Consider the following 12,913-nt stretch of genomic DNA (forward strand, 5'->3'; position numbering starts at 1 on the left):
TTTCTTGCATTTCCTCAAAGGCCGAATCAAGCCTTGTCGACGCCTTTTTTAATGGCATCCTTGGCTTTGCCGACCTTTTGCTGGGCTTCGCCCTTCTTCTCCTGCGCTACGCCTTCAGTGCGCAGCCTTTCATTACCGGTGGCCTTGCCGACGCCTTGCTTGACGTTGCCGGCCGCTTCGTTTGCCATGCCTTTAACTTTATCGCCCGTGCTGCCCATGGTATTTCTCCGGTGAACATTTCAATGGGGAAAGTGGTTACACAAGGATTGACCGGAGGGCTTTGCGCGGAGTTTCATTTTTTTATTAACCGGACATTTCGCAGGTTAGGCTTTATGTTTGCAGCCTTTGCCCCGAGAATGCGCAACGTATTCAGGCCATGGCGCTGAAGATCCAATCCCGTAGGAAGGTTATGAAACTCGATAAAAAGCAGGCCATTGCCCGCAGAAACCAGGAACTCGGCGGTGCTGTGCTTGGCGTCAACAACTGCCATTTCGCCGAACTGAACCGCAACCGCAATATCTTCTGGTTCGATATTCCGGTCGCGCGCCTTGCCGTTGGTCAGTACGAATGGATTCACTTGCTGATGCATACCCCGGATACCGACGAACTGCTGCACCTTAAAGTGCCAACGGTGTTCCTGCGCGAGAAACTCGAAGGCCTGGTGGTGCGCAACCAAGGCAAGCGCAAGGCAGCCCTGAGCCTGGAACTGAGCGCCGACAAGGACTCCTACCTGCAGGACATGCGCCCGGCCGGCACCAACGTCAATTTCGCGCAGTTCCGCCAGTAATCCCTGTGGCGAGGGGGCTTGCCCCCGTTGGGCTGCGAAGCGGCCCCAAAACCTGCAACAGTGCTCCATCCGGCATAGCGCGTTTGCCGGATTTACGACTGCTTCGCAATCGAACGGGGGCAAGCCCCCTCGCCACAAAAGCGTTCTTGATACCGCTTCAAACAAAAAGCCCCGCATCTGCGGGGCTTTTTGTTGGTTAGGCGCTCACTTTCTTCATGCCGAGCTTCTTCAGCTCTTCATCGCGCAATTCGCGGCGCAGGATCTTACCGACGTTGGTGGTCGGCAGCGCATCGCGGAACTCTACGGCTTTCGGCACCTTGTAGCCGGTGACGTTGGCGCGCATGTGCTCCATCACCTGATCCTTGGTCAGGGTCACACCCGGTTTGGCGACGATAAAGATCTTGATTGCCTCGCCCGACTTCTCGTCCGGCACACCAATGGCTGCGCATTGCAGCACGCCCGGCAGAGTCGCCAGCACATCTTCAAGCTCATTGGGATACACATTGAAACCGGAGACCAGGATCATGTCTTTCTTGCGATCGACAATGCGCATGTAACCGTCGGGCTGGATCAGCGCGATGTCACCGGTCTTCAACCAGCCTTCGCTGTCGAGTATTTCATCGGTGGCGTCCTGACGCTGCCAGTAGCCCTTCATGACTTGCGGACCTTTCACACACAGTTCACCGATGGCGCCCAGCGGCTGTTCAACACCGGCATCGTCGATGATTTTGCACAGCGTCGAGGGCACCGGAATACCGATGGTGCCGATCTGTATGTTCTGGCTCGGGTTCACCGTGGCCACCGGGCTGGTTTCGGTCATGCCGTAACCTTCGCAGATCGGGCAACCGGTAACGGCTTTCCAGCGTTCGGCCGCGGCCAGTTGCAAGGCCATGCCGCCGGACAAAGTGATTTTCAGGCTGGAGAAATCCAGCTTGCGGAACGCTTCGTTATTGCACAGCGCGACGAACAGCGTGTTCAGGCCGACGAAACCGCTGAACTTCCACTTCGACAGTTCCTTGACCATCGCCGTCAGGTCCCGCGGGTTGCTGATCAGGATGTTGTGGTTGCCGATCAGCATCATCGCCATGCAATGAAAGGTGAACGCATAGATGTGGTAGAGCGGCAGCGGAGTGATCAGGATCTCGCAACCTTCATTGAGGTTGGAACCCATCAGCGCTTTGCACTGCAGCATGTTTGCCACCAGATTGCGGTGGGTCAGCATCGCGCCCTTGGCCACGCCCGTGGTGCCGCCGGTGTATTGCAGCACGGCAACGTCGCCGCTGGCCGGGTTGGCTTCAGCCACTGGCTGGCCGTGGCCCTTGCTCAGCACATCATTGAATTTGATGGCCTTGGGCAAGTGATACGCCGGGACCATCTTCTTCACGTACTTGATGACGCTGTTGACCAGCAAGCGCTTGAGTGGCGGCAGCAGGTCGGCCACTTCAGTGACGATCACATGCTTGACGCCGGTTTTCGGCACGACGGTCTCGGCCAGATGCGCCATGTTGGCCAGGCAGACCAGGGCTTTGGCACCGGAATCGTTGAATTGGTGTTCCATTTCCCGCGCGGTGTACAGCGGGTTGGTATTGACCACGATCAGTCCGGCGCGGATGGCGCCGAAAACGGCGATCGGGTACTGCAGCAGATTGGGCAGTTGCACGGCGATTCGATCGCCCGGTTGCAAATCGGTATGCTGTTGCAGGTAAGCGGCAAAGGCACCGGACAATTCATACAGCTCACCGTAGGTGATTGTCTTGCCCAGGTTGCTGAATGCCGGTTTGTCAGCGAAGCGTTGGCAGGACTGCTTTAACACTGCCTGAATATTCGGATACTCGTCTGGATTGATCTCGGCAGCAATTCCAGCTGGGTACTTATCCTTCCAAAAGTCTTCGATCATGGAAGCCCACTCCTCAGCAACGCGAATTCAAATACCGCATTTGATGCGATTATTATTGGTGTTTGATTATTGGTGAGTCTGGCTTTTAACAAGGCCGAGAAGTCACAAAGCGCGCCGAGAGTAGCAGCTTTGCCAAAGGCCGACTAGAGCCAAAAACGGCCTCTACAGTCACATTTTTGACTCTTGACTAATCAATAGTCACTTTTAGAGCAAAAATTCTATAGATCCTTGGAAGCCTTTGAAATCGGGGCTTCAACCTCTTGAAAGCTTCGCGGGCAAGCCTCGCTCCTATAGGGTTTGCGTCGTTCACCGCTATGTGACGACACTGAACCTGTAGGAGCGAGGCTTGCCCGCGAATGTGCGAAGCGCGGCCATTCAACGATCAGGCGATCTCCCGCAATTCCCGCCGCAGAATCTTGCCCACCGGTGTCATCGGCAACGACTCTCGCAAGACGATGTGCTTGGGAACTTTGTACGCCGTGAAATTTTCCTTGCAGTAGGCCTTCAGCTCTTCAAGGCTGATACCTGATTCACGGGCCACCACAAACAATTTGACTGCCTCCCCCGAACGCTCGTCCGGCACGCCGATCACCGCGCAATTGGCGACTTTCGGGTGAGCCATCACCACGTCTTCGATTTCGTTCGGGTACACGTTGAAACCCGAGACGATAATCATGTCTTTCTTGCGATCGACGATGCGAACGAAACCGTCCGGATCGATTACCGCAATGTCACCGGACTTGAACCAGCCTTCAGCGTCCAGCACTTCGGCGGTGGCTTCGGGTTTCTGCCAGTAACCCTTCATGATCTGCGGGCCTTTGATGCACAGTTCGCCGCGCTCGCCCAGCGGCTGCTCGACGCCTTCATCGTTGATCACTTTCAGGGTTGTGCCCGGCACCGGCAGGCCGACCGTGCCGATGCGCGACTTGTCGCCGTAGGGATTGGTGCAGGCCACCGGCGAGGTTTCAGTCAGGCCGTAACCTTCAGTGATGCGGCAACCGGTGAGCTGTTCCCAACGTTCGGCCGTGGCCTTGACCAGCGCGGTACCACCGGAGTTGGTGAGTTTGAGGCTGGAGAAATCCAGAGTCTTGAAGTCGGGATGGTCCATCAGCGCCACGAACAGTGTGTTGAGCCCCAGCAGCGCCGAAAACCGCCAGTTCTTCAATTCCTTGATGAAGTTACCGATGTCCCGTGGATTGGTGATCAGCACGTTGTGGTTGCCGGTCACCATCATGCACATGCAATTCGCCGTGAACGCATAGATGTGGTACAGCGGCAGCGGCGCGATCATCACTTCCTGGCCTTCGCGCAGCAGCGGCTGACCGTCAGCGCCGAATTGCCCAAGACAGGCGCGCGCCTGTTGCATGTTCGCCACCAGATTACCGTGGGTCAGCATCGCCCCCTTGGCCAGGCCAGTGGTGCCGCCGGTGTATTGCAGCACGGCGATGTCGTCGAGGCCGACCTTCAGCGGTTTGATAGCCAGGCCCCGACCCAGACGCAGCGCGCTCTTGAAGGAAATGGCCTGCGGCAATGAATAGGCCGGCACCATCTTTTTGACTTTGCTCACCAGGGTATTGACCAGCCAGCCCTTGGCGGTGTGCATCAGGTCGCCCATCTTCGCTTCGATCAAATACTGGATGTCAGTGTCAGGCAGCACTTGCTGGACCTTCTCTCCGAACACGTTCAGGTACACCAGCGCCCGGGCACCGGAGTCCTTGAACTGATGACGCATCTCCCGCGCGGTGTACAACGGGTTGGTATTGACCACGATCAACCCGGCGCGCAAGGCACCGAACACGGCAATCGGGTAATGCAGGATGTTGGGCATCTGCACCGCGATGCGATCGCCCGGCGCCAGGTCGGTGTGGGCTTGCAGATAACCGGCGAACGCGGCGCTGTAGCGTTCCAGTTCGGCGTAGGTCAGGGTCACGCCCATGTTGCTGAACGCCGGGCGATCGGCAAATTTCTTGCAGGAACGTTCGAACACCTCGATCACCGACTTATAGGCCCCAAGATCAATATCCAGGGGCACGCCGGCCGGGCGCTTGTCATTCCAGAAATCAGGTTGCATTGTTCTTGTCCTCTTTACCTGAGCCTACCGGGGCCGCTTTCTGTGCTTTCTCAAAAACAGAAAGCGAAAAACGGTGCTTTCCGGACACTAGCAGCTATAACGAATCAGGCAAATATGCGCACGGTCGTCATTGATCGCGTGAATCTTGCTGCCCCGCCGTGGCCTGATCAGACGGTAGGCGACGGGATCCGCTATACAATGCATCGAGGCTGTTTTCACCCGGCAGCTTCATGCAGCCCAACGCAAAGGAATCGCCATGATCCACGACACTTTCTGGCTGACCGCGAGTGACCGCAGCCGCCTCTTCGTCAATCAGTGGCTGCCGGCCGCGCCGCTCAAGGCGGTGATCCTGCTGGCCCACGGCATGGCAGAACACAGCGCTCGCTACGCCCGTCTGGCGCAAGCCTGCTGTGATCGGGATTACGGTGTGTATGCGCCAGACCTGCGTGGACATGGCAAAACTGCCGAAAACGGCACCTTGGGCCATTTCGCCGATGATGATGGCTGGTGCAAAGTGGTCGGTGACCTGGCCAGCCTTAACCAACATATCGGCCAACAGCATCCCGGCGTGCCGATCGTGTTGCTCGGCCACAGCATGGGCAGCTACATCGCCCAGGCTTATTTGCTGCATCACAGCGCCAGCCTGCACGGGGCAATTCTCAGTGGTTCGAACTTCCAGCCGGTGATGCTCTATCGCGCAGCGCGACAGATAGCTCGCCTCGAGCGCCTGCGCCAAGGGCCCAAAGGGCGCAGTGCGCTGATCGAATGGCTGTCGTTCGGCTCATTCAACAAGAAATTCAAACCGGTGCGCACGCCATTCGACTGGCTGAGCCGCGACCCGGCTGAAGTCGACAAATACGCCAATGACCCGCTCTGCGGCTTTCGCTGCACCAATCAACTGTGGATCGATTTGCTTGGCGGCTTGCAGCAAATCAGCAAAGCGTCCAATCTCGCCCAGATCGATCCGGGCCTGCCACTGCTGGTGATCGGTGGCGAATGTGATCCGGTGAGCGAAGGCAAACGTCTGAAAGATCTGGCCCACGCCCTGCGCGATGCTGGCTGCCAGAACCTGCAGCTGACTGTTTACCCGCAGGCCCGGCATGAATTGTTCAATGAAATCAATCGCGATCAAGTGACTGCCGATGTGCTGAACTGGATCGCCAAGGCCTTGAGCGCTCACCGGCCACCCAGGACCGAATAGTTTTTTTGTGGATTTTTTAATTCGTCACAGGAATCGAGACAGATGACCCAGGTTACCAATACGCCTTACGAAGCCCTCGAAGTTGGCCAGACCGCCAGCTACAGCAAGACCGTCGAAGAGCGCGACATTCAGTTGTTCGCCGCGATGTCCGGCGACCACAACCCGGTGCATCTGGACGCTGAGTTCGCTGCCGCCAGCATGTTCAAGGAGCGTATCGCCCACGGCATGTTCAGCGGCGCGTTGATCAGCGCGGCGGTGGCTTGCGAGTTGCCTGGGCCGGGGACGATTTATATCGGTCAGACGATGAGCTTTCAGAAGCCGGTAAAAATTGGCGACACGCTGACTGTGCGCCTGGAAATTCTCGAGAAACTGCCGAAGTTTCGTGTACGTATTGCCACTCGGGTGTTCAACCAGCGCGATGAGTTGGTCGTGGATGGCGAGGCGGAAATTCTGGCGCCGCGCAAACAACAGACCGTGACGTTGCCGACGTTGCCGGCGATCAGCATCGGCTGATTGCAAGCCCCAAATGATCGCAGCCTTCGTCAGCTCCTACGCCGATCTCTGTAGGAGCTGCCGAAGGCTGCGATCTTTTGATCCTACCGCCCCTCCTGCACCTGCACACTCGCCGTCATCCCCGCGCTCAAACGGATCCCTTCAGGCAACGTGTCGAGCTTGATCCGCACCGGAATCCGCTGCGCCAGGCGCACCCAGTTAAATGTCGGTTCCACCTCGGCCAGCAACTGCCCATCGGGCGTGGTATTGCGGTCGGTAATCCCGCGACTGATGCTTTCGACGTGCCCCTGCAAGGGCTCACCGGCGCTCATGAGCCAGACCTTGACCGGATCGCCGACGCGAATTCGCGGCAGTTTGGTTTCTTCGAAATACGCCTGCACATAAAAGGTCGAATCGTCGATCAACGCCATCACTGGTTGCCCGGCATTCACGTAATTACCCTGGGCCAGGCGCAGGTTGGTGACATGACCGCTGCGCGGCGCATGCACCTCGCTGCGGGTCAGGTTGAGTTGCGCGACTTTGGCTTCAGCCTGAGCTTCGCGCAGTTCGGCCCGGGCGATGCCGGCATTGATTTGCGCGTTCTCCCGCAGTTCGGCGCTGATCGCCTGCGGCCCCAGACTGGCACGACGGCTGGCTTCGTGTTCACGCAAACCGAGTTGCTGCTGACGGGTCTGCACCACCGCTTGCGCCTTCTCCAGCGCGGCTTCGAAACGATCGCGGTCGATGCTCAGCAACACATCGCCAGCCTTGACCTGCTGGTTATCGAAAGCCTTGAGCTCCCGCACCCAGCCAGACACGTCGGGGGCGATGACTACGACGTCGGCGCGGATCCGCGCATCGCGCGTCCAGGGCGTCAACATGTAGTACTGCCACAGATGGAAACCGGCAAAAATGGCCAGGGCCGTCAGGCTCAGGGTGATCGCGACACGTACGGATGTACGCATATTCAACTCCTTTATAAAGGCCCGAGGACGACGGTGATCAAGGTCAATACACAGACGTACAGGGCGCAATCAAACAATGCTTCGTGCCAGATCCAGCGACCGACCGGGGTCAGGCGCAATACCATGCGCAACGCTCCGGTCACCAGCAACGCCAGCAACACATCAATCAGAAACGGACTGAGCAGCACGCCGCCCACCGACCACTCACGCAAGCCCATGGCTTAGCTCCTGTTGGTGACACCAGGCACGCCAGCTGCTTTGCAATTGCAGCACCGCGCCTTGGGCGAGTTTCACCGCGTCGCTGGGCGGCAACGCGTACAAGGTTTTCAGTAACGCTTCGCTGGGTTGCGCCAGCGCCTCGGCGCGACTGCCGGCCGGGCCTTGCCCGAGGACTATTTCCAGTTGCTCGAGATAACGCCGCTGGGGCGCACTGACCGGCACCTGGGCGGCCGCCAGGCTCAAGCGCAAATGCAGCAATTCATCGCCGATGTCCAGGCCGAGCAAGCCGTCATCCCAGCGGCTGCGCGCCGGCTCCGGCAGCTCGGGATAATGCCGCGCCAGTTGTAGCAAACGGTCGGCCATGCGCCCGCCAAACCAGCTTTCGGCACCGCGCAGAGTGCGTCGGGTGAGGCGCACCAGATCGGCGAGGGTCGCCTGCAGCAAGCGTCGGCTATGCCATGTCGGGTTACGCAGGATCAGCAAGCGAAACGCCAATACGGCAGCGCCGACACCGATCAGCATGGCCTGCGCGCTATTGAAGAAATTCGCGACATCGAACGTCATCCTGTTCAACGGCGAAACCAGCACAATAAAGTGCAGACAGAAGGACGTGGCCGTGGCGCCGATCTGCGGATTGGCCATGCCCAGCGCGCCGAGAAACAGCGGCACGCCCATGCCCATGCACAGCAGCGCAAACCCGCTCCATTGCGGCAGTAGAATCTGCCCGACGATAAACGCCGATGGAATCGCCAGCAGAATGCCACGCAGAAAGCTCATGCCGATTTGCGCCCCATTTTCGCGGCTGGCAAACAGACTGCATACCACACACGTCAGCACCAGAGCGCCCGACGCCGCTGGCCATGCCGTCGCCAGCCAGAAACCCGCCACCACCAGAAACGCCAGCGCACTGCGCGCGCCAAAGACCAGTGCCAATGACAGGTCGCGATGCGGCGTCAGGGTTCTCGGCGGGTCGACCGTTTCACGCCCCTCTTGCACCGCTTTCAATGCGGTACAGGCCGCCATGGCGGTATCGAGCAACAAAGTGAAACGGGCCAGACAGTAACTTTGCGCAGCACTGATGCCTGCATCGTGAGAGGCGTCGAGCAATCTGGGACGCAAGGCCTGCAACTGGGCGGTATCACAAGCCCCAATTGCTTCTTGGACCTCGGTCATCCATGGCATCAACTGCTCGGCTTCGAGCAGTTCCAATTGATTCCATTGGCGGCGTACCGAACGGGCGATGCGCAACAGCATCAACAGCTTCTGACTCAAACCGCTAATGGCCCGCGCTCGTTGCCGACCGAGGCTGCCTTCAAACCAGGCATGCTCGCGCTGGGCATCGACCGCGACGATTTTCCCAAGGATTTCCAGCAAGCCTTTACGCGCCAGAGCGTCGCCGGCCAACGTCGCGCGCGCGGCATTCATGCCGCTATGCCAGGCTGCCCGGGCCTGGCCGGCCAGTTGCCGTTCAACCCGCAATGGCCAAAGCAACGCACTGGCAGCGGTGGCGCAGAGAATGCCCAGGCAGATTTCCGTGCAGCGAGCCACGGCTTGATCGAACACCGTCAGCGGATGGGTAATGGCGGGCAATGCGATGATCGCCACCGTGTAACCGGCCAACACGAAGGAATAGGACCAGGCACTGCGCAGCAAGGTTGAACTCGCGGTACACAGCCCGAGCCACAACGCCAACGCCAGCAAAAACAGCCAGGGCGTCTGGGCGAACAGCCCCATGAACACCACCGACATGATCGTCCCGACCAGCGTACCCAACAGCCGCGCCAAACCCTTTTGCACCACCATTCCGGACAAGGGTTGGGCGACGATAAATGCCGTCATCAACGCCCATGACGGTTGCTCCAGCCCCCAGCGCAATGCCAGCCACAGGGCCAGGCCGCCGCCGATCAAAGTCTTGATCGCGAATTGCAAGGCGCGGCGGTCAGGCGCGAACAAGGCCTGAAAAGTGATAGGCACGTAGGACACTCTTGAAAGGACGGTTTAACGATAGCCGGGTTAGACGGGATAATTTGAATGACAAATTATTAGCTAGCTATCTATATCCCGTCCAGTGTTAAATCCCGAACATAAAAAAACGCCAGACTGGCTGGCGTTTTTGACAGGTAACGAACGCTTATGAACGTGCGCGAGCCTGGTTACGCAGGGCTTTCACCTGGTCATGGTTGCGTTGCACGCCATGGTACTGACGCTCGACCATGTCACGAATACTTACCAGGTTGTGTTTGTTGATTTTTTCCAGTGCGTCCTTGTACACATTCAGCGCATGGTCTTCACCGCGTTCGGCTTCGTTCAGCACCGCCTCTTCGTCCTTGCCGGTGAACATCGCCTTGACGTCGACCCAGCGACGGTGAAGGTCGCCACTGACACTGGTGGAGGTTTCCGGATCACCGCCCAGGGAACGCACAGCGGCCTGCAACTCGGCAGCCGCTGCAGCGCAATCTGTGGAGCGCTGAACGAACAGGTTTTTGAGTTCTGGATGCTTGATGTCTTCAGCGCAAGTCTTGAACCCTTCCTGACCGTCTTTACAGGTTTCAATCAGGTCGTTGAGTACAGAGATCGCTTCTTTATTAATGTCGGTCATTTTTCAATTCCTTGCGGTTGATGAAAGATGCAATAAGGAGTTGCACCCTGCATGCCAGCTTTGAATTGATGACTTTTTACTTACATTTCAATTAGTTATGTTTTAACGAGGAATCTGTGTCCGCTTTTTTTGCATGATCTGTCATTTGGCCTGCATGCAGAATGCCTGTATTTTCCAGACTGCCTTGAATCAAGACGACTGATGATGAATCCCGAAAAGCTCGAACTGCTGATTACCCGCGAAATGCCCTTTGGCAAATACAAGGGCCGCATCATCGCTGACCTGCCCGGCCAGTACCTGAACTGGTTCGCTCGCGAAGGTTTCCCCCACGGTGAACTGGGCGGTTTGCTGGCTTTGATGCAGGAAATCGACCACAACGGCTTGTCGGAACTGCTTGAGCCACTGCGCGCCAAACACGGCAAACCCGCGCCTCGCCACTGACCCGCCCTACCCTCACCGAGTTGCTCATGCCCGACAATACCCGCCGTACCCGCGATGAAGCTTTTTGGCAGACCTTTGCCGACCGCTATGCGGTTGAACCCGGCCCCCTGAACCTGGAAAACGGTTATTTCGGCCGTATGTCGCGCACCGTGGTCGAGGAATATCAGCGCAACATCGAACTCATCAACCGCGGCAACTCGGTGCATGTGCGCCAGCGCTTCGAGCAGGGCGAAAGCGTCAAGATTCGTGCGCAGCTGGCCGAGCTGATCGGAGCCCCCGCCGAAGCCGTTGCCTTCACCCGTAACGCTTCGGATGGCCTGCAATCGCTGATTCGCAACTATAATCGCCTGGCACCGGGCGATCAGGTGCTGATAAGCGATCTGGAGTACGACACGGTCAAGGGCGCGATGCGTTGGCTGGCCCGCTATCGAGGCGTGGAAGTGATCGAGATCGAACACTGCCACCCCGCCAGTTTCGACAGTTTACTCAGCACTTACCGCGAAGCTTTCGTGCGTTATCCGCGATTGAAGCTGATAGCGCTGACCCACGTCACCCATCGCACCGGACTGGTCATGCCGGTGCAGGCGATTGCCGCTACCGCCAGGGAATACGGGATCGATGTAATCCTCGACGGCGCCCATGCCCTTGGTCAGATCGAGTTCGATCTCGAGAAACTGGGCATCGCTTTTGCTGGTTATAACCTGCACAAATGGATCGGCGCGCCACTGACGCTGGGCTTCATTTACATCGCCCCCGAGCGCCTGGCCGATATCGACCCGGACATGGGCGAGATGCATTTCCCGGTCACCGACATTCGCGCCCGCACGCCCTACAGCACGCCCAATATTCCGGCCCTGCTGACCCTGCCGCTGGTGTTCGAAGAACATCACGCCATGGGCGGTTCCGTCGCCAAGGGCATGCGCCTCAATTACCTGCGTAACCGGTGGGTCGATGCCGTGCGGGGGTTACCGGAAATTGAAGTCATGACCCCGGATGACCCGCGCCTGTATTGCGCCATCACCTCGATGCGCTTTACCCGGCATGCCGATCAGCAGGCGCTGGTCGAGCGCCTGCTCAATGACTACAACCTGTTTACCGTGATGCGCAGCGGTGCGGCGTGTGGCCCGTGCATCCGCATTACGCCGGGCCTCACCACCACCGCAGCCGACATGGATCGGCTGGCACGGGCGCTGACTGAGTTGCGCTGAGGTCACACTGTGTATTTGTCGAAGTCTTCGGGTTTTATTTGCGATGACACCGCAAACGTGTCGACACCGATGGTCATGTGCCCGAAAAAGCCGTCCTCGTTCGAGTCTCGACCGATGGCATGGACATTCAGGGTCGAGGCTTCACCTCCCATGCCCTGAAAGAACTCATCCTGCTCGTTTTTCAGCGCGCAGATGCCACGCCCACGGTACTCGCGGGCATTGAGTACCGTGCGCGAGGCCACCTCGGGAAAATACAGCTGGCCGACCCAGGCGACATGCCGCTCTTGCAGGTAGTTGTTGCCGGCGGTGATTCGTACCGCCACATGAATGTGCAGGGCACGGCCAGCATAAAAACCGGGATAGATGGTGGTAAAACGCACCACGCCCTGCTGATCGGTAAATTGCCCGCCGCGCAGGTAGGTATCGTCATCGGTGCGCGGGATCGAACCGATGCTACCGACGTCGACTTCCTTGTCCGGGTCGATCTTGCTCCACCCCGAATACGCCCCGCGCGCATTGCAATGCCAGATATCGACCAGTGCCCCGGTAACCGGTTGACCGGTCATCGCATCGACGATCGCCAGCCGCAGCACCAAGGGGATGCCATCCATGCCTTCGCTGATGTTGCGTCTGATCAGTTTCGGGTTTCGAAAATAGGGGCCGGCGATCTGCTCGGGTGACAGTTGGCAGACCGGGGGTGGGGATGAAATTGCAATGTTGTCTTCCATGACGCTCTCTCTTCCATAAGATGAACGCAGGTTAACGCCAGACGAGCGACGAGATGTGGTAACTATGTATCGCATGATGTCCTGTAGCAGCTGCCGAGCCTGCGAGGCTGCGTTCGGCTGCGTAGCAGTCGTCAAACCAGAGCTTGCGGTGCATCAGACAAACCGCGTCAGCCGGACTCACGACTTTACGCAGCCGAACGCAGCCTCGCAGGCTCGGCAGTTGCTACAAAGATCGTTTCGATTAGTCACAGAAGTTTTCAGCAGGCAAAAAAAAAACGGTGCACTGACCAAGCGCACCGTAAAGC

The 12,913-nt window shown here is 58.3% G+C and carries 13 protein-coding genes; 5 read left to right on the plus strand and 8 right to left on the minus strand.

Features of this window, described 5'->3' with window-relative positions; translation table 11 throughout:
- Nucleotides 1–26 precede the first annotated feature (26 nt).
- Nucleotides 27–218: a CsbD family protein gene (locus BZL43_RS09820; protein WP_095632131.1), complete on the minus strand. Its 192-nt coding sequence runs from the start codon at nt 216–218 to the stop codon at nt 27–29.
- 191 nt (nt 219–409) lie between these two features.
- Between BZL43_RS09820 and BZL43_RS09825 the strand changes: the two genes are divergently transcribed.
- Complete coding sequence (locus tag BZL43_RS09825) at nt 410–787, plus strand: hypothetical protein (RefSeq protein WP_095632132.1); 378 nt, start codon at nt 410–412, stop codon at nt 785–787.
- Between the two features lie 196 nt (nt 788–983).
- Here BZL43_RS09825 and fadD1 read toward each other — a convergent pair whose 3' ends face one another.
- Both fadD1 and fadD2 read right to left on the minus strand, forming a co-directional pair.
- On the minus strand, nt 984–2,684 hold the full coding sequence (fadD1, locus tag BZL43_RS09830) for a long-chain-fatty-acid--CoA ligase FadD1 (RefSeq protein WP_095632133.1): 1,701 nt from the start codon (nt 2,682–2,684) through the stop codon (nt 984–986).
- A gap of 382 nt (nt 2,685–3,066) precedes the next feature.
- The gene (gene fadD2 / locus BZL43_RS09835) at nt 3,067–4,755 is read right to left on the minus strand and encodes a long-chain-fatty-acid--CoA ligase FadD2 (RefSeq protein WP_095632134.1); all 1,689 of its coding nucleotides are present in this window, start codon (nt 4,753–4,755) and stop codon (nt 3,067–3,069) included.
- Between the two features lie 256 nt (nt 4,756–5,011).
- Here fadD2 and BZL43_RS09840 point away from each other — a divergent pair, with 256 nt between their 5' ends.
- Both BZL43_RS09840 and BZL43_RS09845 read left to right on the plus strand, forming a co-directional pair.
- Nucleotides 5,012–5,956, plus strand: a complete 945-nt coding sequence (locus tag BZL43_RS09840) for an alpha/beta hydrolase (RefSeq protein ID WP_095632135.1) — start codon at nt 5,012–5,014, stop codon at nt 5,954–5,956.
- A 42-nt stretch (nt 5,957–5,998) separates the two neighbouring features.
- Nucleotides 5,999–6,469, plus strand: coding sequence for a MaoC family dehydratase (locus tag BZL43_RS09845; protein ID WP_007902410.1), 471 nt, complete (start codon nt 5,999–6,001; stop codon nt 6,467–6,469).
- A gap of 83 nt (nt 6,470–6,552) precedes the next feature.
- Here the strand turns inward: BZL43_RS09845 and BZL43_RS09850 are convergent, their stop codons facing one another.
- The 4 genes from BZL43_RS09850 to BZL43_RS09865 all read right to left on the minus strand — a co-directional run bounded on the left by BZL43_RS09850 (nt 6,553) and on the right by BZL43_RS09865 (nt 10,231).
- The gene (locus BZL43_RS09850) at nt 6,553–7,413 is read right to left on the minus strand and encodes an HlyD family secretion protein (protein ID WP_095632136.1); all 861 of its coding nucleotides are present in this window, start codon (nt 7,411–7,413) and stop codon (nt 6,553–6,555) included.
- A gap of 11 nt (nt 7,414–7,424) precedes the next feature.
- Nucleotides 7,425–7,631 carry a DUF1656 domain-containing protein gene (locus tag BZL43_RS09855; RefSeq protein ID WP_008069143.1) on the minus strand — a complete coding sequence of 69 codons (207 nt, stop codon included), beginning with the start codon at nt 7,629–7,631 and terminating at the stop codon, nt 7,425–7,427.
- Nucleotides 7,618–9,606, minus strand: a complete 1,989-nt coding sequence (locus BZL43_RS09860) for an FUSC family protein (RefSeq protein ID WP_095632137.1) — start codon at nt 9,604–9,606, stop codon at nt 7,618–7,620. The genes BZL43_RS09855 and BZL43_RS09860 overlap by 14 nt, the downstream gene beginning before the upstream one ends.
- A 157-nt stretch (nt 9,607–9,763) precedes the next feature.
- Nucleotides 9,764–10,231 (minus strand): PA2169 family four-helix-bundle protein, encoded by a 468-nt coding sequence (locus BZL43_RS09865; RefSeq protein WP_095632138.1) that lies wholly within the window; start codon nt 10,229–10,231, stop codon nt 9,764–9,766.
- Nucleotides 10,232–10,435: 204 nt separating this feature from the next.
- Here BZL43_RS09865 and BZL43_RS09870 point away from each other — a divergent pair, with 204 nt between their 5' ends.
- A complete protein-coding gene (locus tag BZL43_RS09870; RefSeq protein ID WP_007949456.1) occupies nt 10,436–10,672 on the plus strand; it encodes a DUF3820 family protein in 237 nt (78 codons plus the stop codon).
- Nucleotides 10,673–10,698: 26 nt separating this feature from the next.
- On the plus strand, nt 10,699–11,880 hold the full coding sequence (locus BZL43_RS09875; protein ID WP_095632139.1) for an aminotransferase class V-fold PLP-dependent enzyme: 1,182 nt from the start codon (nt 10,699–10,701) through the stop codon (nt 11,878–11,880).
- A 2-nt stretch (nt 11,881–11,882) separates the two neighbouring features.
- On the opposite strand, the gene BZL43_RS09880 is transcribed toward BZL43_RS09875, so the two are convergent.
- A complete protein-coding gene (locus BZL43_RS09880; RefSeq protein ID WP_095632140.1) occupies nt 11,883–12,608 on the minus strand; it encodes an intradiol ring-cleavage dioxygenase in 726 nt (241 codons plus the stop codon).
- Nucleotides 12,609–12,913 lie beyond the last annotated feature (305 nt).

The organism is Pseudomonas sp. PICF141 (genome assembly GCF_002286815.1).
GTDB lineage: Bacteria > Pseudomonadota > Gammaproteobacteria > Pseudomonadales > Pseudomonadaceae > Aquipseudomonas.

Bases quoted from the DNA above. Each gene is read 5' to 3' on its own strand.
- BZL43_RS09820 (WP_095632131.1), bottom strand. From the start codon at position 218: ATGGGCAGCACGGGCGATAAAGTTAAAGGCATGGCAAACGAAGCGGCC.
- BZL43_RS09825 (WP_095632132.1), top strand. From the start codon at position 410: ATGAAACTCGATAAAAAGCAGGCCATTGCCCGCAGAAACCAGGAACTC.
- fadD1 (WP_095632133.1), bottom strand. From the start codon at position 2,684: ATGATCGAAGACTTTTGGAAGGATAAGTACCCAGCTGGAATTGCTGCC.
- fadD2 (WP_095632134.1), bottom strand. From the start codon at position 4,755: ATGCAACCTGATTTCTGGAATGACAAGCGCCCGGCCGGCGTGCCCCTG.
- BZL43_RS09840 (WP_095632135.1), top strand. From the start codon at position 5,012: ATGATCCACGACACTTTCTGGCTGACCGCGAGTGACCGCAGCCGCCTC.
- BZL43_RS09845 (WP_007902410.1), top strand. From the start codon at position 5,999: ATGACCCAGGTTACCAATACGCCTTACGAAGCCCTCGAAGTTGGCCAG.
- BZL43_RS09850 (WP_095632136.1), bottom strand. From the start codon at position 7,413: ATGCGTACATCCGTACGTGTCGCGATCACCCTGAGCCTGACGGCCCTG.
- BZL43_RS09855 (WP_008069143.1), bottom strand. From the start codon at position 7,631: ATGGGCTTGCGTGAGTGGTCGGTGGGCGGCGTGCTGCTCAGTCCGTTT.
- BZL43_RS09865 (WP_095632138.1), bottom strand. From the start codon at position 10,231: ATGACCGACATTAATAAAGAAGCGATCTCTGTACTCAACGACCTGATT.
- BZL43_RS09870 (WP_007949456.1), top strand. From the start codon at position 10,436: ATGAATCCCGAAAAGCTCGAACTGCTGATTACCCGCGAAATGCCCTTT.
- BZL43_RS09875 (WP_095632139.1), top strand. From the start codon at position 10,699: ATGCCCGACAATACCCGCCGTACCCGCGATGAAGCTTTTTGGCAGACC.
- BZL43_RS09880 (WP_095632140.1), bottom strand. From the start codon at position 12,608: ATGGAAGACAACATTGCAATTTCATCCCCACCCCCGGTCTGCCAACTG.